12 protein-coding genes and 1 pseudogene are annotated in these 18,409 nt (G+C 71.3%); 7 read left to right on the top strand and 6 right to left on the bottom strand.

Annotated elements, in window-relative coordinates:
• Positions 1 to 357 precede the first annotated feature (357 nt).
• The 3 genes from PPSIR1_RS16510 (at position 358) to PPSIR1_RS42935 (ending at position 3,895) form a co-directional block, all read left to right on the top strand.
• Entirely contained in the window at positions 358 to 1,818 is a 1,461-nt protein-coding gene (locus PPSIR1_RS16510) for a hypothetical protein (RefSeq protein WP_157595628.1), read from the top strand.
• Between the two features lie 161 nt (positions 1,819 to 1,979).
• A complete protein-coding gene (locus PPSIR1_RS16505) occupies positions 1,980 to 2,339 on the top strand; it encodes a BlaI/MecI/CopY family transcriptional regulator (RefSeq protein ID WP_006972234.1) in 360 nt (119 codons plus the stop codon).
• A complete protein-coding gene (locus tag PPSIR1_RS42935) occupies positions 2,336 to 3,895 on the top strand; it encodes a M56 family metallopeptidase (RefSeq protein WP_006972233.1) in 1,560 nt (519 codons plus the stop codon). Before PPSIR1_RS16505 ends, PPSIR1_RS42935 begins: the two co-directional genes overlap by 4 nt.
• A gap of 83 nt (positions 3,896 to 3,978) precedes the next feature.
• Here the strand turns inward: PPSIR1_RS42935 and PPSIR1_RS16495 are convergent, their stop codons facing one another.
• The gene (locus PPSIR1_RS16495; RefSeq protein ID WP_045116138.1) at positions 3,979 to 6,516 is read right to left on the bottom strand and encodes an AAA family ATPase; all 2,538 of its coding nucleotides are present in this window, start codon (positions 6,514 to 6,516) and stop codon (positions 3,979 to 3,981) included.
• Positions 6,503 to 6,844, bottom strand: a complete 342-nt coding sequence (gene clpS, locus PPSIR1_RS16490; protein ID WP_006972230.1) for an ATP-dependent Clp protease adapter ClpS — start codon at positions 6,842 to 6,844, stop codon at positions 6,503 to 6,505. Before clpS ends, PPSIR1_RS16495 begins: the two co-directional genes overlap by 14 nt.
• A gap of 154 nt (positions 6,845 to 6,998) precedes the next feature.
• Between clpS and PPSIR1_RS16485 the strand changes: the two genes are divergently transcribed.
• The 3 genes and pseudogenes from PPSIR1_RS16485 to PPSIR1_RS50180 all read left to right on the top strand — a co-directional run bounded on the left by PPSIR1_RS16485 (position 6,999) and on the right by PPSIR1_RS50180 (position 11,477).
• Positions 6,999 to 8,336 (top strand): GNAT family N-acetyltransferase, encoded by a 1,338-nt coding sequence (locus PPSIR1_RS16485; RefSeq protein WP_086001392.1) that lies wholly within the window; start codon positions 6,999 to 7,001, stop codon positions 8,334 to 8,336.
• Between the two features lie 310 nt (positions 8,337 to 8,646).
• Positions 8,647 to 9,039, top strand: a pseudogene (locus PPSIR1_RS51250) (protein kinase domain-containing protein); the annotation flags it as partial.
• Between the two features lie 110 nt (positions 9,040 to 9,149).
• On the top strand, positions 9,150 to 11,477 hold the full coding sequence (locus tag PPSIR1_RS50180; RefSeq protein WP_006972227.1) for a tetratricopeptide repeat-containing protein kinase family protein: 2,328 nt from the start codon (positions 9,150 to 9,152) through the stop codon (positions 11,475 to 11,477).
• Between the two features lies 1 nt (position 11,478).
• Here PPSIR1_RS50180 and PPSIR1_RS16470 read toward each other — a convergent pair whose 3' ends face one another.
• Positions 11,479 to 11,976 (bottom strand): YybH family protein, encoded by a 498-nt coding sequence (locus PPSIR1_RS16470; RefSeq protein WP_006972226.1) that lies wholly within the window; start codon positions 11,974 to 11,976, stop codon positions 11,479 to 11,481.
• A gap of 9 nt (positions 11,977 to 11,985) precedes the next feature.
• Positions 11,986 to 13,233, bottom strand: coding sequence for a C45 family peptidase (locus PPSIR1_RS16465; RefSeq protein ID WP_006972225.1), 1,248 nt, complete (start codon positions 13,231 to 13,233; stop codon positions 11,986 to 11,988).
• A 152-nt stretch (positions 13,234 to 13,385) separates the two neighbouring features.
• Here PPSIR1_RS16465 and PPSIR1_RS16460 point away from each other — a divergent pair, with 152 nt between their 5' ends.
• Positions 13,386 to 14,720 carry a TolB-like translocation protein gene (locus PPSIR1_RS16460; RefSeq protein WP_006972224.1) on the top strand — a complete coding sequence of 445 codons (1,335 nt, stop codon included), beginning with the start codon at positions 13,386 to 13,388 and terminating at the stop codon, positions 14,718 to 14,720.
• Between the two features lie 6 nt (positions 14,721 to 14,726).
• Here the strand turns inward: PPSIR1_RS16460 and PPSIR1_RS16455 are convergent, their stop codons facing one another.
• The gene (locus tag PPSIR1_RS16455; RefSeq protein ID WP_006972223.1) at positions 14,727 to 16,466 is read right to left on the bottom strand and encodes a GDSL-type esterase/lipase family protein; all 1,740 of its coding nucleotides are present in this window, start codon (positions 16,464 to 16,466) and stop codon (positions 14,727 to 14,729) included.
• Positions 16,463 to 18,274, bottom strand: a complete 1,812-nt coding sequence (locus PPSIR1_RS42930) for an MBOAT family O-acyltransferase (RefSeq protein WP_006972222.1) — start codon at positions 18,272 to 18,274, stop codon at positions 16,463 to 16,465. Before PPSIR1_RS42930 ends, PPSIR1_RS16455 begins: the two co-directional genes overlap by 4 nt.
• Positions 18,275 to 18,409 lie beyond the last annotated feature (135 nt).

Genomic DNA, 18,409 nt, shown 5'->3' with positions numbered 1-18,409 from the left:
CCCGGAGCCGGCTCTCGCCGGCACTGTACACTCACACAGACGCGCGCTTGCGCGGCCTCCCGATCAGGGTCTCGCAGGGTGCTCTGTCCGGGACTCGATGTCGGCCCTCAGGCCCTCCGAGGGCGTCTGAGGCGCCTGTTGGGCCGGTCGCGGCCCGTGCTCACCCAGACGCGGCGAGGGCAGGACGGCCGACCCCGCGTGCACCCCGGGTTCGACAGAACTGCGTCCAGGTGCGCGAAGCGAGCCGAGATTCTTGACGTTCGGCTCGCTGCGCTGGTAGCGTGCGAGTGCTCTCGACCCCTGTCGGGGGCGTCTTCTCGCCCTTCCCGGATCCCCATGCGGAAGCTTCTCGGTTTCTTGCCTGCCTTCGCTGCCTTTGGCCTGGTGATGGGCCTGAGTCAGGTCGCCAATGCCGCCGAGGTCACGCGCGTAGCCTCGTCCTTTGACCAGGACTTCAACGGCAACACCTTCGACCTCCACTTCGGCGTCTCCTACGACTTCGACTTCAAGAAGGCCGCCATCATGCGGGAGTGGGGTGCTGGCGGACAAAACCGCCTCGCCCGCGACCTCATCTACAGGCAGTTTCGCCACACGGTCACGCCGATGCTCGAGATCGGGCTGTGGCATGACCTCTCGGTCTACGTGTCCCTGCCCGTCGTCGTTTCGGACAACCGAAACTACGAGTTCGACCAGGAGGAAGGCAGCGACTGCATCTTCCCCGAGGGTACGAACAGCAACTACACGCCGGGCACCGCGACCTGCGTCAACAAGTACAACTCGACGAGCATCCGCGACGGCATCATCCCGCGCGACGGCTTCGACGCCTTCGAGACTGGCAACCCCTACGGCCAGTTCACCGACGTCTCCCCGGATCGGATCTTCCGCGCGCCCACCCGCCGCGGCCTCGACCAGATCCACGTCGGCATGAAGATCGGCATCCTCAACCAGGAGCGGAAGTCGCACCTTCCCAACTGGTTGCTCGGCCTCGAGGGCCGCTTCGCCATCGGCAAGCCGATGACGATGAGCCGCGACATCCAGACCTCGGACCCCGCCGGCAACCACCGCGTGGGCCGGGGCATGCACGAGCTCGGCGTGTGGACGGCCCTGAGCCGCCGCTACCGCTTCCTCGATCCCTTCTTCGGGGCCCACTGGCGCTACGCCTTCCGGGCCGGCGACACCAACTTCGAGAACTACGGCGGCGCCCAAGGCAAGAGCGAGCCGCAGTCCGAGACCGGGGCCTACTTCGGCGCCGAGATCGTCCCCTGGGAGAACAAGGCCCAGAAGAAGAAGGTCTCGATCATCCTCCAGGGCTCCGCCGTGCTGCACTACAACGGCCGCGGCTACTCCGAGGTGTGGGAGCTCCTCGCCGACAGCCCCGCCCTCGTCGGCGACGTCAGCCCCGGCCAGGGCGCCGACTGTGCCCGCGGCGTGGCCATGGCCTACGCCTCGGCCAACCCCATGGACCCCTCCGGCTACCTCGACGCGGCCAACGACGCCAGCGGTGGCTGCGTGGCCTTCTCGGGCATCACGACCCTGCAGGACTACGGCACCTTCGGGCTCAACGCCTCGCTGAACTTCCACATGGGCCCCTACGCCCGGCTGAACTTCGGCGCCGACCTGAGCACGGACACCCGCCACTACCTGACCGCGGCCAGCCGCGGCGATGGGGACCGCGCGGGCGACCCGGAGATCGTCGACCCCGACACCGTCGACGTGAACCCCGTGCGCCGCGACGTGGTCGACAACGTGGGCCGCCGCTACGCCGTGGACGACGTGTTCAACGTCCAGGGCTACATGAACTTCGTGCTCACCTTCTGAGCGAGGCAGTTCAGCCACGACGCGCCGTCAAGGGTCTCCCTGGCGGCGTTTTGCGTGGTTCGGCGTTTAACTACGAAGATTTTCGTTGATTAATACGAAAAAGTTCGTAGGCTCACCGAGCCGTGGCCAAGCGACGCTCGAACACACCGACCCCAGCCGAGATGGAGATCCTCGAGGTCCTGTGGGCGCGCGGCCCCTCGACGGTCCGCGAGGTCCACGGCGCCCTCGAGGCCCGGGGCAAGAGCGCGGGCTATACGACCGCCCTCAAGCTCCTGCAGATCATGGCCAACAAGGGCACGGTGACCCGGGACGCGTCCGCGCGCAGCCACGTGTTCGCGCCGGCGAAGCCCCGCGAGGCGGTCCAGGGCTCGATGGTCGGGGAGCTCATCGACCGGGCCTTCTCGGGTTCGGCCTCGCAGCTGGTGATGCGGGCCTTGTCGACGCGGCGGGCTTCGGCGGAGGAGCTGGCCGAGATTCGCGGGCTGCTCGACGCCCTCGAAGATGACGGGGGTCCGGCGTGAGCGCGGCGATCCACGTGCTGGGCTGGACGCTGGTCCACCTGACCTGGGAGATCGTGGCGGTCGCTGGCGTGGTCCGCCTGGCGCTGATTTGGTCTCGTCGGCCCGAGCTGCGCTTTGCGTGGGCGGCGGTGGGCCTGCTGGCGCTGCCGCTGCTGGCGGTGGCGACGGGGCTGGGGGTCGCGTCGACGCTCTCGACGGCTCCGGCGAGCGCGGGCCCGATCGCGGCGACGCCCCTGGTCCTCGCGCTGCTGGGCGTCGAGGCGGCCCTGCCGGCGCTGGTGGCCGGCTGGAGCGTGGGCGCGGGCATCCACAGCGCGCGCCTGATCGCGGGCTGGCTGGGCGTGCGGCGGCTCCGGACTCAGGCGCAGAGCCTGGCGCCGGAGCTCGAGGCCCTCGGGCAGCGCGTGGCGAGCTCCATGGGCGTGCGCCGAGCGGTGCGTTTCGTGGCCTCGGCGCGGGCGACGGTGCCGATGACCGTGGGCTGGCTGCGCCCGGTGGTGTTGCTGCCCGCGAGCGTGGTGACGGGCCTGAGCGCCGACGAGCTCGAGGCCGCCCTGGCCCACGAGCTGGCCCACGTTCGCCGCCACGACTACCTGCTCAACCTCGGCTTCGCGCTGACCCGGGCCCTGTTCTTCCATCACCCCTGCGTGTGGTGGCTGGCGGGGGTGGTCGAGCGCGAGCGCGAGCTGGCCTGCGACGACCTGGCCGTGGCCCGGACCGCGCTGACGCCCCGGCGCTACGCCCAGGCCCTGCTGCGCCTCGAAGAATTCGCCCAGGCCCAAGTCGGCGCGGCTGCGCCGGGGTCGGGCCTCGCCCTCGCGGCGAGCGGAGCCGGCGGCCTGTCGCTGCGCGAGCGTATCGAACGACTCATTCACGACCACGACGGAGAACAACGCATGAACGAAGCAACGACGCCCACGCACACCCCTCGCCACTGGTTCCCGCCGCTGCTGGTCGCGGGCCTCGTCGCCCTGGCGATGCTCAGCCCGGCCTGCGCCGACGAGCTCGACGAGGGCGACGCGACGGCGCCCGAGGACGCGGCCGCGGTCGACGAGCTCGGCGCCCGCGCCCTCGAGGTCGCCTGGCTGCCCGAGCGGGTCCGCCTGCTGACCCCGCAGATCGAGGCCGCGGCCGCGCGCCACGGCGTCGACCCGGCCCTGCTGGCGATCGTGACCCTCGTCGAGTCCGGCGGCGATCCCCAGGCCGTGAGCTCCACCGGCGCGCGCGGCTTGATGCAGCTGATGCCGGCGACGGCCGAGCGCATCGTCGAGCTCCGGGCCCTCGAGGGCGAGCTCGACGGGCAGGCCCTCGACGAGCGCCTGATGGACCCGGAGTTCAACCTGGACCTGGGCGCGTGGTGGCTGGCCCGCCAGCTCGAGCGCTGGGGCGAGGTGGAGCTGGCGGCCGCGGCCTACAATGGCGGCGAGGGGGCGGTGACGGCCTGGCTCGCGGGCGAGGGGGAGCTGAGCGCCGAGACCCAGCGCTACAAGGAGATCGTCAGCACGCTGTGGAGCGAGCGCGGCGAGCCCAGCTCGTCGCTGCTCAAAGCAGACTGACAGCGCGGGCACAAACGAAGAGAGGGATCCCCGGGGGGATCCCTCTCACGCGTTGGTTGGGTCGAGCTCAGGCTCTCAGGCTCTCAGGCTTCGACGAGCTCGCGGGCCTCGTTTTTGGCCTTGGGCGCCTCGGCCTCGCCCTCGTCCTCGTCGCGGGCGGTGAAGCGGAACACCAGCTCGTCTTCGGCGCGGTCGCAGTCGACCTCGACGGAGCCGCCGCCCTCGAGGCGACCAAAGAGCAGCTCGTCCACGAGCGCGCCCTTGATGGCCTCGTCGATGACCCGCGCCATGGGCCGGGCGCCGAACTTCTTGTCGTAGCCCTTGCGCGAGACCCAGTCCCGCGCCGCGGGGGTCCAGGTCAGCCGCACGTCCCGCTCGCTCAGCTGGATCTCGAGCTCGCGCAGCATCTTGTCGGCGACCTTCTCGATGACCGGCTGGGGCAGCTGGCCGAAGGTGACGATCTTGTCGAGGCGGTTGCGGAACTCGGGGCTGAAGGTGCGCTCGAGGGCCTTGTTGGCCGCCGAGTCGACGTTGCCGTCGTCCGAGCCGAAGCCGACCTTGCGCTGGGTCATCTCGAAGGCGCCCGCGTTGCTGGTCATGATCAGGATGACGTTGCGGAAGTCGGTCTTCTTGCCCGTGGTGTCCGTCAGCGTCGCGCTGTCCATGACCTGCAAGAGCACGGAGAAGATGTCCGGGTGGGCCTTCTCGATCTCGTCGAGGAGCACGATGGAGTGCGGGTTCTTGGCGACCGAGTCGGTCAGCTGACCGCCCTGGTCGAAGCCGACGTAGCCTGGAGGGGCGCCGATCAGCCGGCTGACGCTGTGCTTCTCCATGTACTCGGACATGTCGAAGCGCAGGAAGGGCATGCCCAGCAAGCGGGCGAGCTGGCGGGCGAGCTCGGTCTTGCCGACGCCCGTGGGGCCCGTGAACAGGAAGCAGCCGATGGGCTTGTCCGGGCGGGCCAGGCCGGCGCGGGCGCGCTTGATGGCCTTGGTGGCCGTGGCCACGGCCTCGTCCTGACCAAACAGGACCTGGCGCAGGCCCTCGCCGAGGCCCTTGAGCACGGCGCGGTCGTCGGTCGACACGCTCTTGGGCGGGATCCGAGCCATGCGGGCGATGACGGTCTCGACCTGCGGGACGTCGATGATGATCGCCTCGCCGGCCTCGGCGGCCTCGCCGGCTCCGGGCGCGGCCTCGCGGGGCGCGGCCTCGCCGGTGTGGATCACCGGGCCGGGGTCGCGGCGCTCGAGGGCCGTGGTCTCGCCGACGGCGAGGGTCATCTCGTCCGCGGCTTCTTCGGCCTTGGGCTCCTTGGAGTCGGCGCCCTCGGGCGCGTCCTCGTCCCCGGCCGGCAACGCGCCGGCGGGCTTGGCCTTGCCGTAGTCGCCCAGGCGCGCGGCGGCCCCGGTCTCGTCCATGACGTCGATGGCCGAGTCGGGCAGGCGACGGTCGCGGAGGTACTTGTGGGCCAGGCGCACCGACTCCTCGATGGCGTCGGGGGTGTAGCTGACGTTGTGGTGGGCCTCGTAGGCGGGCTTGAGCCCCTGGAGGATCAAGATGGCTTCGTCGGTGGTCGGCTCGACGATCTCGATCTTCTGGAAGCGCCGGGCCAGGGCCGGGTCGCGGTCGAAGTTCTTGTACTCCTTGTAGGTCGTCGCCCCGATGCAGCGCACGCGCCCGGCGTTGAGGGCCGGCTTGAGCATGTTGCTCGCGTCCATGGACCCGCCCGAGGTCGCGCCCGCGCCGATCACCGTGTGGATCTCGTCGATGAACAAGATCGCGCCGGGCTGCTCCTCGATGGCCGCGACCACGGCCTTGAGGCGCTCTTCGAACTGGCCGCGGAACTTGGTGCCCGCGAGCAGGGAGCCCATGTCGAGGGCGTAGATGTGGGCGTCGGCGATGGGCTCGGGGACCTTTTGGTCGTGGACGGCGAGGGCCAGGCCCTCGACCACGGCGGTCTTGCCCACGCCGGGCTCACCGACGAGCACCGGGTTGTTCTTGCGTCGGCGGCACAGCACCTGGATCAGCCGGGTGAGCTCTTGCTCGCGGCCGACGAGGGGGTCGATGTCGCCGCTCGCGGCCCGGGCCGCCAGATCGACGGCGTAGGCCGTCAGCGGATCGTCGGCGACCGAATCCTCGTCCTCTCCGTCGGCGCCGGGGCCCGTGGGCCGCGAGCGCGGGGCGGAGCGGCTGTTGCCCTTGCCGATGCCGTGGGAGATGAACAGCGTCACGTCCCGGCGGCGCACGCCCTTTTGCTCGAGCAGGTACACGGCCATGGACTCGGGCTCGGCGAACAGGGCCACGAGCAAGTTGGCGCCGGTGACCTCGGCCTTGCCCGCGCCCTGGACGTGGAGCACGGCGCGCTGGAGCACCCGGCCCACGCCCACGGTCTGCTGGACCTCGCCCTCCTCGTCGAGCTTGGGCACGTTGCTCTCGATGAAGTCCTCGAGCTCCTGGCGCAGGGGCTCGATCTCCGCGTCGCAGCCGTCGAGGACCTCGCGCGCGGCGGGGTCGTCGATGAGCGCGAGCAGGAGGTGCTCGAGGGTGATGTATTCGTGTCGGCGTCGCCGCGTGTCTTTGATCGCGGCGTCTAGGGTCGCGCGTAGCTCAGGACTCAGCATCGTCGTCCTCCGGCTCCATGGATGCCATCAGTGGGCACTCGTTCTGACGGGCGAGCATGTGGGTCTGTGCGACCTTCGTCTCGGCGATCTCGTGGGTGAACACCCCCGCGACGCCGACGCCCTTGTTGTGCACGTGCAGCATGATCTCGGTCGCCCGGCCTTCCGAGTGGCGAAAGACCGTCTGCAGCAGGCGCACGACGAAGTCCATGGGGGTGTAGTCGTCGTTGTGCAGGAGCACGCGGTACATGCGTGGTCGTTTGGACTTGCGCTCGTCTCGGGTCTTGAGCGCGACGCCACGCTGGGGATCGTCTTTCCGCTTGTCGGACATGGTGGGCAGGGGCCGGCTGCGGGGGGATAGCCGGACTTTTGGGCAAGTGACATTGTAGCGCGAGGTCGGCAGATCCGGGGCCGATCCGGGGGCCGTCGCGCCTTTGCATGGGCGCGCGTGCGCTCGAACATTTGCGTTCGGCCGGCTGGGGGTAATGCTCGCCCCAGTGGACCTGGAACTCACCGAGCTCACCTCCCTCGAGGGCGTCGATAGCGCGAGTTGGAACGGCCTGGACCACGATCCCTCGCCCTTTTTGGAGTGGGGTTTTCTTCTTGCACTGGAGCGCTCGGGATCGACAACGGCCCAATCGGGGTGGGACCCCCTCTATGTCCTGGTCTACGGGCCCGCGCCGGGGGGCACCGAGCCCGCCGAGCGTGCGAGCAACGCATCCCCCGAACAGGGGGGCGACGCGAAGGGAGAGGCTGGAGGGGAAGCAACCAGGGACTCGCGCGGGGGGGGCCGTACCTTGCTCGGCGCGGTCGCGAGCTACGTCAAGACCCACAGCTACGGCGAGTACATCTTCGACTTTCAGTGGGCTCGGGCGGCCATGCACGCCGGCCTCGAGTACTACCCCAAGCTGGTCATCGCGGCCCCGGCCACGCCGGCCACGGGCAAGCGCCTGCTCTTGCACCCCGACCTCGACCCGGCCGCGCGCGAGGCCGTGGCGCTGCGCCTGATCGAGGGCGTGCGCGAGGTCGCCGAGGAGCGGCGCTGCTCTTCGATTCACTGGTTGTTTTGCACGGGCGAGGAGCAGGCGCTGCTGCAGCGCGAGGGCTTCGCGGCGCGCATGAGCTTCCAGTATCACTGGCAAAACCAGGGCTACGCCAGCTTCGACGACTTCCTGGGCACGCTGACCTCGCGCAAGCGCAAGCAGATCCGCAAGGAGCGTCGGCGGGCCCAGGCGGCCGTCGACGACATCACCTTCGTGCCGGGCACGGAGCTCAGCCGCGAGGGGCTCGCGGCCCTCGATCGCTTCTACCGGCGGACGACCAACCTCTACGGGGGGCGCCAGTATCTGCGGCCGGGCTTCTTCCACGCGCTGGTCGAGCTCGCGCCGGAGCGGGTGCGCTTTCTACAGGCGCGCCGCAAGGATCGGGCGGTCGCGGGGGCGCTGTTCTTCGAGACCGAGTCGGGGCTCTACGGGCGCTACTGGGGCTGCGATCAGGACATTGAATTCCTGCACTTCGAGGCGGCCTACTACGCGGGCATCGAGCGCTGCATCGAGCTCGGCTTGCCCTTGTTCGAGGCTGGGGCGCAGGGGGAGCACAAGCTGCTGCGGGGGTTCTTGCCGCGGATGTGCCACTCGGCGCACTGGTTTCGGCATCCGGGGTTGAACCGGGGGGTGCGGGAGTTCCTGCAAGAGGAGGCGCACGCGGTGCGGCACCACGTCGATCGGCTGGCGGAGTTTGGGCCTTACAAGCAGGACGAGGGCGGGATGGAGCTGCGCGCGGCGGGGTCGTCCGAGGGGGAGGCTGGGGATCTTTCTGGGTAGCGCGGGGGTTGTGTTGGGTTTTTCGGGGAGGGTCGTCTCCGATGGAGAGCGGGCACGGGTCGAGGGGGTCGGATCCCCCGCTGTCGCCTGACGGCAGGGGGTGTTCTGGTTTTGGGTGTTGAGGGTTGATGGAGGGCGTGGGTTTGTCGAGCTGGGGGTCGCCGGGCTTCACCGGTGACACGCATGAAGGTTTCGCAGCTCCTGGTGCCTTCTACAGGACGCGGGCGCTGTGTCAGTCACGCCTGGTGTCGGGGGTGCTCGAGCATCGAGACGAGCGAGGGGGCGCTGGGCTACCCTCGTGGTGTGGACGATGGTGGGTTCTACTGAGGAGTCGGCGGGGGAGTCGGGCGCTGTCGAAGGGGCTTCCTCGGCCGACACGGTGATGACGGCGCAGACCGTCGGTTGCGCGGCGCTGTCTGGGGGCCGCCTGGCGATGGGCACGAGCGTGGGCCGCTACACCGTGCTGGAGCCCGTGGGCTCGGGCACCATGGGTCACGTCTACGCGGCCTACGATCCTGATCTCGACCGCCGCGTGGCCCTCAAGCTGCTGCGCAGCGAGCTCGCCGGCGACTCCCGAGCGCTGATCCACGAGGCCCAGGCCATGGCCAAGCTCACCCACTCCAACGTGGTCGCGGTCCACGACGTGGGCCTGGTCGAGGGCAGCGAGCCGCCCCAGCTCTTCGTCGCCATGCAGTTCGTGCCCGGGGGGACCTTGCGGGAGTGGTCGGCGTCGAAAAAGCGCTCCCCCGAGGAGGTCATCGCGATCTTCTTGCAGGCAGGACGGGGCTCGCGGCGGCCCATCGCGCGGGCCTGGTGCACCGGGACTTCAAGCCCGACAACGTGCTCGTGGGCACCGACGGTCGGGTCCGGGTCTCCGACTTTGGACTCGCGCGTTCGTCCGCGGAGCTCGAGCGCTACCGCCAGGTCCTCGCCGAGCGCAGCGCGGGCGCCGACACCCTCGGCGACGTCCCGGTGGCGCGGGCGGGGGGCGAGAGCGGCTCGTTGCTGCGCCGCCTCGGCAGCCGGGGGTCACGGGCGAGCCAGGGCGCGGGCGGCTGCCTGGCTCCGCGCTCGAGGTGGCGGGGCTCGCCAGCCTACATGTCCCCAGAGCAATTTCGGGGCGAGCCCGCCGACAGGTTCAGCGACCAGTTCTCCTTCTTCGTCACCTTGTTCGAGGCGCTCCACGGCCGGCGACCCTTTCGGGGACGCACCCCCGAGGCGATCGGCGAGGCGGTGTGCGCGGGGCGGATCACCCCTGGGGAGTCCGAGCTCCCGCGGCGCCTCCAGGACGCGCTGGCCCGCGGCCTGTCCGTCGAGCCCAGCGCTCGCTTCCCGTCCATGGAGGCCGTGCTCGAGGCCCTCGACGATCGCCGCGGGGGGTCGTGGCAGCGCGCGCTCCCGTGGCTGGGGGCGGGGGCGGTCGCGGTGGTCGTCGGCATGTGGCAGCTCGACGCGGCCGAGACCCGCCGGAGCGAGCGCGAGGCGGCGCTGCGCTGCGCCGAGGCGGGGCGAGAGGTCGACGCGCTGTGGGGTCCGGTGCAGCGCGCGGAGCTCGGCGAGACCTTGATCGCGAGCGGCGTCCCTGGGGCCGACGACGTGCTCGTGCGCGTCGAGCAGCGGCTGGACGGCTACGCCGAAGATTGGGCCCAGGCCCGGCGGCACAGCTGCGAGGCGTACGTGCCCCAACGCGGCGGTGCTCTCGATGCACCCGATGAGCTCGAGGAGCTGCACCTGCGCCGCGAGGCCTGCCTCGCCGACGCGCTGCGAGCCTTCGGGGCCCAGGTCGAGGTCAGCGCCGAGCTCGAGGCGCAGGCGCTCGAGAGCGTGGTCCAGGCCGTCGCCAACTTGCCGAGCGTGGAGGCCTGCGGCGACCTCGGTGCCCTCAGCGCTCGCTCGCCGCCGCCCGAGCCAGACATGGTCGCGGGGGTCGAGGACTACGAGGTCCGCCTCGCCCGGGTCCGCGCGTTCGTGAATACGAGCGCCTTTGACCAGGCGGGGGTCGCCCTCGAGCCCTTGCTCGACCCCGTCCGCGAGCTCGGCTACGCGCCGATGACCCTCGAGGCGGAGCTCCTCGACGGGCAGATCCGGCGCATGCAGTCCGACGCCGAGGGCTCGCAGGCGGCCCTCGAGCGCGCCTGGCTCCTCGCCCTCGAGCACAACGAGCGCCGCCAGGGCGCCCGGGTGGCGGCGCAGCTCGTGTGGCTGTGGGTCTACAACCTCGGCGACGTGGACGCGGGCGCGCGCTGGGCCGCGGCGGCCCGGGCCTTGTCTGCGCCCCTGGGTCGGGACGGCGTCGAGACCGAGGTCCTCAACGCCGCGACGGTCGTCGCCTACCGCCAGGGCGACTACGACGAGGCCATCGAGCTCAGCCGCGAGCTCCTCGCCCTGCACACCGAGCTCCGCGGCCCGGACTCCGAGCTCGTCGGCACCACCTTGGCCAACCTCGGCGCGACCTTGATCGCGGCGCATCGCCACGAGGAGGCGCTGCCCCACCTCGAGCGCAGCATCGCCTTGCTCGAGCAGGGTCTGGGTCCCCTGCATCAGGACACGCTCTCGGCCCACCTCAACTACGGCCTGGCGCTGATGTACGTCGAGGGCCGCTCGGCGGACGCTCGACGCGAGCTCGAGGGCGCGATGGCGGGGCTCGAGACGCGCGGGGATCGGGCCGACGAGAGCGTCGTCGCGCTGGTCCACAACGGCCTCGGAGAGCTCGACGCGCGCGCCGAGCAGTGGGAGTCCGCGCGCGCCCACTTCCACGCCATGCACCAGATCTTCGCCAGGCTCTACGGCGACGACAACCCCTACACGGCCCTCGCGGCGGTCAGCCAGGCCTCCGCCTGGGTCCGCCTGGGCCGCGTCGACGAGGCCCTGCTCGCCCTCGAGGGGGCGCTCGGGGTGCTCGAGTCGCAGACGGTGCCGGGGGAGGAGCTGGCCGCGGTCAAGGCCGAGCTGGCCATCGCGCTGTGGACCAAGGCGGCCGCGGACGACGGGCGCTCGCCCGACGAGCGCGAGGCCCAGCGCGCGCGCGCGCGAGGGCTCATGGGCGAGGCCCTCGAGATCTACGCGGGCTTCATGGACGTCCCGCCGACGACGGCGGCCTGGCTCGCGGCGCACCCGAAGTTCGAGGCCAACTCGAACTAGCTCACTCGGCGGCCGCGCTGGTGTGGTCGTGGACGATGCGCCACGCGCCCTCGCGTCGCTCGAGGATGACCGAGAACACCCCGTGGCCGGCCTCGTCCGTGTCCGTCAGCCGCCACTCCCCGAGGACCACGGCCCCGTCCGAGCACGCGCCGATCAGGCGGACGTCGAGGAGCTCGAAGGCCAGCGTGCCCATCCCCTCTCGGCTCCCGCCGTAGCGCCCGCGGTAGCTGGTCTCGGTCTCCGTAAAGCCGCGGCGGATCTTGGCCCCGGAGGTGAACAGCAAGGCCTCCGAGGGCTCGTAGTCCGCCAAGAAGGCGTCGAGGTCTCCGCGGTTCCAGCCCTCGCGCTGGCGGGCGAACAGCGCCCGGACCTCGGCCTCGAGGGCGGCGGCGTCCTTGGAGTCGGCGGCGCAGGTGCGTCCGGCGTCTTGGCTGCACGCGCCGAGCACCCCCACGAGCAGGGCGGCGCCAGCCAAGATCATCCCCGAGCGCTTCGTCATGCCGAGCTCCTAGCGATCCAAGATCTTTGCGAGCAGCCGCGGCCGCTCGCGATCGAGGCGCTCGGCCTCCTCGAGCCAGACCAGCAGGGCCCGGCGGTGCTCGGCCCACAGCTGCAGGCCCTCGTCCTCCTGGGCCCGCATGAAGGCGCGGCGCTCGAGGACCGCCCGGTCGGGGCCCCCGAGCGTCGAGCGCCTCCGCCAGCCTCGCAGGACCGCCATGTGGAAGCGCTGGTGGAGGCGCCACAGGGTCTCGCTGTGGTCGGACCAGTCCTGCGACTCGAAGGCGACGGGCTTGAACACGGACAGGCAGGGCGCGGGCGTGCCGGTCATCCACACCCGCGAGGGGCGGCGCGGGCCGAGGTTGAGGTCGAGGTCGATGTCCTCGTCCTCGCCGAAGGTCCGCTGGTCCGGGCTCGGCAGCGCGGCGATCAGGCTCATCGTCGTCTGCTGGCGCCAGGCGAAGGGCACGCCCGGGGCGTTGGGCAGCAGCGAGGGGTGCGAGCAGGTCATGGGCGGGCGGAAGCGGGCGTCGGGCTCCCCCCCGGCGTGGTCGCGGAGCACCCGGGCCAGATCGGCCGCGTCGGCGCGCTCGCCCGCGCCGAGCAGGCGGTGCAGGGTGTTGGCGCGGCGCAGCTGGGAGCCCTCGACGAGCACCTGGCGCGGGGCGGCGAAGCAGCGGGCGAAGCCGAAGTCCAGCCCCGAGCGCGTCCAGCCCTCGCGCCGGGCGTCCTGGAGGGCCCGGGGGTGGATGCGGTCGAAGTCGTTTTGGATGGTCAGCGCGCCGGAGATCACCCGCCGGCCGCGGATGCGCACGGCGGCCCACAGCTCGCCGGCGAGCTCGAGCAGCCACGCGCTCTCGCCGTCGGCGATCAGGATGCACGCGCCCTCGGACAGGCTGCTGCGCTCTTGGCTGGAGTAGCGCTCGACGATGAGCTCGAGGGCCTCCTCGGCCTGGGTGCTGCGGGCCAGGACGTCGCGCAGCAAGGTCCGCCGGCCGCGGTCGTCGGCGCCGCTGACCAAGCTGGTGTAGCGGGTCGGCGCGCGCTGGTAGACGAGGGCCAGGCCGGCCTCGTTGACCCCGACGCTGTCGTAGGCGTGGACCGAGTTCGAGGCCGGGCGCTCGTGGATGACGGCCGACTCGGTGCCGGAGCTCGGCTCGAGCACCTCGATGACCCGGGGGAGGTCGGGGTCGCCGTCGACGTTGCAGCCGATCCACACCGGTCGGTGAGGGCGGATCAACACGAAGGCATCGCTCACCTGGTCATGGTCGCGCGACTCGCTGTCCTTGCCAACTCTCGGCGGCCCGAGGTGTGCGCTACTTGGCGTCGCCAAGACCCCACCAAACCAGGTTTGCGCGGTTGCCGAGTCTTTGCTGGACAACCCTGGCGGCCCTGGGGCATGCCGGTTGGGTGACACTCGAGGATCGCCCCTGGGCCCTGTTCGCGCTCTCTTGCCTCCTGGCTGGGTGTCCGGCGAGCTCGGGGCCGGCCCCCGATGGGGGGAGCGCGCCGGCGAAGCGGGGAGCCGCGGCGGGTGACGGGGAGGTCTCCAAGGCGCCGACCGAGGCTCCGCCGACGGCAGACCCCGCCGAGGGCGCGGCGGAGACGGGCGCGGCGGTTGAGACCGAGGGGAGCGGCGAGGAGACGGGCGGCTCCGAAGGCGGGGAGACAGACACGGGGGAGACCGGGGAGACCGGCACGGGGGAGACCGGGGAGACAGACACGGGCGAGACCGGAGGCGAGGACGCTGCCGCCGAGACCTCCGCGGCCACGCTCATCGTCGGCGGCAGCAAAGGCCTGGTCGAGTACGACCTCGACGGCAAGCAGCTGCGCACCCTGACGCCCATGGCCGCCGCCTGGCCGCGGATCCTGCCCGACGGCGAGATCCTCTTCCTCCACCCCAAGGCCCCCAACTACGAGCTCATGCGCGTGGCCAAGGCCGGCGGGGCCGTGACGGCCGTGGCGACCTTGCCCCGGAACTTCAACGCGAAGACCTGCAAGGTCGAGTTCTCCGAGGACTACCTCGACGTGCAGAGCGACTGGGGCTTCTCCGTCGACGTCGCCAACAAGCGCGCCTGCTTCAACCTCGCCGATCGCAACGAGAACATGGCCGAGCTGGAGATCGAGGTCCGCGTGGACCTCGACACGGGCAAGGTCCACAGCCGCCTCGAGGAGATGATGGACGGGGACTGCCCGCCGGACGCGGCCTTCGAGTGCGGGGGCAGCAGCGGCGGCGGGGGGAGCATGAACGCGTCGGAGCAGCCGACGGGTGAGGCCTTCGCGTGGCGCTGGGACCCCGACGCGTGGCTGATCTTCCCCAAGGGCACGGCCAACGCGCGGACCAACCCCAAGGCCGTGTCCGTGTGCTCGAACAGCGTCGACTTCAGCGACCCCGAGTCCATGGCCGCGCTGTGCGCGAGCGAGGAGGGCCGCTCACCCTCGGGGCGCTTCGTGCTGCTCAGCGGGATGCTGTCCATGGGCGACTACATCCACCGCGAGCTCTACTTCATCGACCTGAGCACCGGCGAGCTGCTCGGCATGCTCGGGGACGATCGGAAGTTCGAGGTGGTGACGCCGGACAACGTGATGACCGAGGTGTTCGGCAGCCTGGACGCCGTCGGCGAGAGCCTGATCCGCTGGGTCGGCGACGCCAAGCACGAGCGCCTGTGGGTCGACGGCTGGCTCATCGATCCGGCCGGGCGCAAGACGACCCGCGTGGGCGGCTTCTTGGCCAGTCAGCTCTAACTCACGCTAATCCATGGGCGGCATCGGCTCGCCGGCGACGCGCTCGCGGAAGGCGACGTAGTCGACCATCAGCGCCTGGACCACGAGGGAGGCGATCAGCTTGTGCCCGCGCGCGGTCGGGTGGGCCAGGTCGCCGCTGATCAGGCTGCGCTGCTTCCAGCGCGCGACCGAGCCGGGCCCGCCCATGGCCGCGAGGGTGTCGAAGAAGGCGCAGCCGTGGTCGCGGGCGACCTGGCGCTGGGCCTCGGTCATGCGCGGGCCCACGGGGCGGCTGACGATGCGGGCGTCGACGCGCTCGCCGTGGTCGACGGGGCCGATGATCAGGCACGCGGCCTCGGGCCGGGCGGCCTTGAAGCGCTCGATGACCTGGCCGTACTCCTCGACGTAGGGGTCCATGGTGTAGCGCAGGTCGCCCTTGTCGCGGGTCATGTCGTTGCCGCCGAAGGTGAACACCATCAGGTCGAGCTCGCGGTGCTGGAGCTGGACGCGCAGGTGCTCGGCCTCGGGCTCGAGCAGGCGCTTGGTGAACGCGCCGATCAGCGCCATGCCGTCCCAGACCACGCCCGGGCCCTCGCGCTCGAGGGTCACGCCGTAGGCCTGCACGGCCCCGCCCCCGGCGGCCCGGACCTCGAAGCGGTGCGGCCCGTCGGGGAGCTCGACGCGGGCCCAGGCGTCGACGATGCCCTCGGGCGCGCCTGCGCCGGTGCCCGTCTCGCCCTCGCCCGCGCCGCCGTCGAGGGCCGTGGACACCAGGCGGTCTTCGCCGCCGCGCTCGGGCCCGCCGTCGATGCGCACGCGGATGTTCCCGCCCTCGGGCTGGGCGCGGTACCACAGCTCGAACACGGACACGCTCGTGCCCACGGAGCCCTTGGCGGCGGTCTCGAACACGCTCGTGGGCCCCCCGCTCGAGCGCGCCGTCGCGCCGCCGTAGCCGTAGCTGCCGTCCTCCATGCACCGGCTGCGGACCATGCACGACTGCCAGCGGGTGTTGCCCTCCTCGGCGAAGACGATGCCCTGGTGGCGGTAGCTGGCGTCGTAGGGGCGGATCGCGTGGAAGCCGTGGCCGGCGTCGCCAAAGCGGGCCTGGAGGCGGCGGCGGATCGCCGAGGGGATACCGTCGGTGCCGAGGATGGAGTCGCCCCAGTGGCCCGCGCGGGTGACCGCCCCGGCGTAGCCCAGGTCCGTGCGCGCGAGCGCGGCGAAGAAGGGCTCGAGGGCCTCGGGGTTGGCGAGGCGGTGTTTGACCTCGTCGGCGGCAGGATCGAGCTCGTGGGCGACGTAGCTCGGGTAGCGCGCGACGCTGTCCGCTCCGTCGTCGGTGTCGGCGCTCGGCGGGGGCCGAAGGGGCTTGCGATCGGGCACCGGCGCGTCGCCGTCGACCTCCTCGGCCTCGGCGAGCTTGGCCAGCTCGTCGAGCGCGTCGGCCTTCTCGGCCTCGGCCTCGGCCGCGGCCTCCTGGCCCATGAACTCCCGACCGATGAGGTTCCAAAAGGGCACGTAGTCCTCGTCCGCGCGCCACGGCTGGGCCCAGCTCTGGTCGAAGGCATAGCTCGCGCCGATCAGCAGGCCGAGGGTGGCCGTCGCGCTGAGCAGCTTGCGCAGGGGCAGCCACTGCGAGTCGGTCTTGCCCGTTTTGGTGGTCGCGTCCTCGCTGCCGTCCTCGTCATCGAGCACGACGCGCTCGACCACCTCCTCGGCGTCGAGGAGGCCGTCGGCTTCGGCGGCGCTGTGGTCGGTCTCGGTCAAAAGTCGAAGTAGATGTTGGCCCGGGGGCCGTCGAGGAGGTGGAGGAGGAGCAGGGCCAAGGCGGCGTAGATCAGCCCGAGGGCGGGGCCGGGGAGGCGGGTGAACCACTTCTTGATGTGCACGTCGACCCACTCCCGCGGGGTGAAGTGGTAGGCGGTGCCGAACACCAGCAAGAGCAGCAGGCCGTACTCGGCGAGCCACACCCCGGGGGCCCACAGCGGCGTGAGCTGCGGGAGGGCCTCGGCCTGGGCGCCGAGCCAGTCGTGCAGGCCCTGGACCCGGAACAGCCCGGCCCGGACCCCGCGGGGCTCGAAGGCCAGCAGCTTGGCGATCATCAGCTTGGCCGTGTCGAGGTCTTCGGCGCGGAAGAACACCCGGGTCAGCGTGGAGAAGTGGAAGGTCAGGAACACGTGCACGGGCACGAGCCACCGGAGCCGGCGCTTGCGGGCCTCGTCGTCGTCGCGGCGGGCCAGGGGCAGGGCGACGATCAGCGCGAACGCGCCGGCGCAGATCCCCGCGAACACCCCCGCCCGATCCAGGGGCAGGTCGAGGACGCCCATGCCGAAGCCGTACATCGCCAGGGCGAACAGGGGCAGCGCGACGCCCCACAACATCATCGAGGCCCCGGGGCTGCGCTCGCGCAGGCGGTTCCAGCGGTTGAACAGCATCGCCCCGCCCTGGAGGTTGCTGTAGATGACGAAGTTCCAGCTCGCCCCGTGCCACATGCCGACCAGGAACATGGTCAGCCACAGGTTGAAGTAGGTGCGCGCGTTGCTGCCCCGGCTGCCGCCGAGGGGGAAGAACAGGTAGTCGCGCAGCCAGGTCGACAGCGTCATGTGCCAGCGCCGCCAGAACTCGCCGACGTTCTGGGCCTGGTAGGGGCGGTCGAAGTTCTCGGGGATCGAAAAGCCCAGCAGCTTGGCCACGCCGATGGCGATGTCCGAGTAGCCCGCGAAGTCCGCGTAGATCTGCAGGGTGAACGCGTAGAGCGCGAGCAGGCACTCGAGGGAGGTGAAGTCCCCCGGGGTCGCGAACACGATGTCCGTGAAGTAGACGGCGATGAAGTCGCCGAGCACGACCTTCTTGAGCAGGCCCTTGAAGATCCGGAACAGCGCGGCCTCGACCTGCGTGGCCGTGATCTTGGGCCGCCGGTGCAGCTGCGGCAGGAACTCGCTCGCGCGCACGATCGGCCCGGCGACGAGCTGGGGAAAGAACACCACGAACAGCGCGAAGCGGCCAAAGCGGGGCTCCGGGGTCAGCCGCCGCCGCCACACGTCGATGGTGTAGCTGAGGCTCTGGAAGGTGTAGAAGCTGATGCCGATGGGCAGCAGGGGGGCCAGCTGCGGCGCGACGGCCTCGCCGAACTCGCCGGGCAGCAGGAGCTGGAGGATGTCGACCGTCGCTTCGAGCAGGAAGTCGACGTACTTGAAGTAGGCGAGCAGGCCGAGGTTGCCGGCGAGGCTCAGGGTCAGCCAGGTGTTGCGCGCGCGCCGGGCCGAGGCCAGGGCGGGGTCGTCGGGGCGCTCGGAGGCCGGCAAGTCGAGCTGGCTCGGGTCGCGCAGGGCCTTGGCCCGCGCGTGGATGCGCATCGAGGCCACGTAGTCGAGGACCGTCGAGAACACCAGCAAGCCGGCGAAGGTCCACGGCGGCGAGAGCCTGCCCGCCGGCGGCTTCGCCCCGGCCATGTAGAAGAAGTAGGAGGCCCCGAGCAACAACACCACCCGCGCCGCCGGCCGGTCGCGCAGCGCCCAATAGGCGAGCAGGACCGGGACGATGAAGAGCAGGAAGTCGAAGCTGGCGAACAGCATCGTGGGGCGTCAGGGCGGGGAGGTCTCGGCGAAGAGTCTGGGGAAGCTACAACGACGATCCGGGCGAAGCGATGGCTGGGGCGTTGCGCGGGCGTGCGGGCGCCCCGGATGGGCCCTGGGCAGCCCGACGCGCGC

Source organism: Plesiocystis pacifica SIR-1, assembly GCF_000170895.1.
Classification (GTDB): domain Bacteria; phylum Myxococcota_A; class Polyangia; order Nannocystales; family Nannocystaceae; genus Plesiocystis; species Plesiocystis pacifica.
The sequence above is the reverse complement of the archived record's forward strand: the minus strand, read 5'-3'. Positions and strand labels throughout refer to the sequence as shown.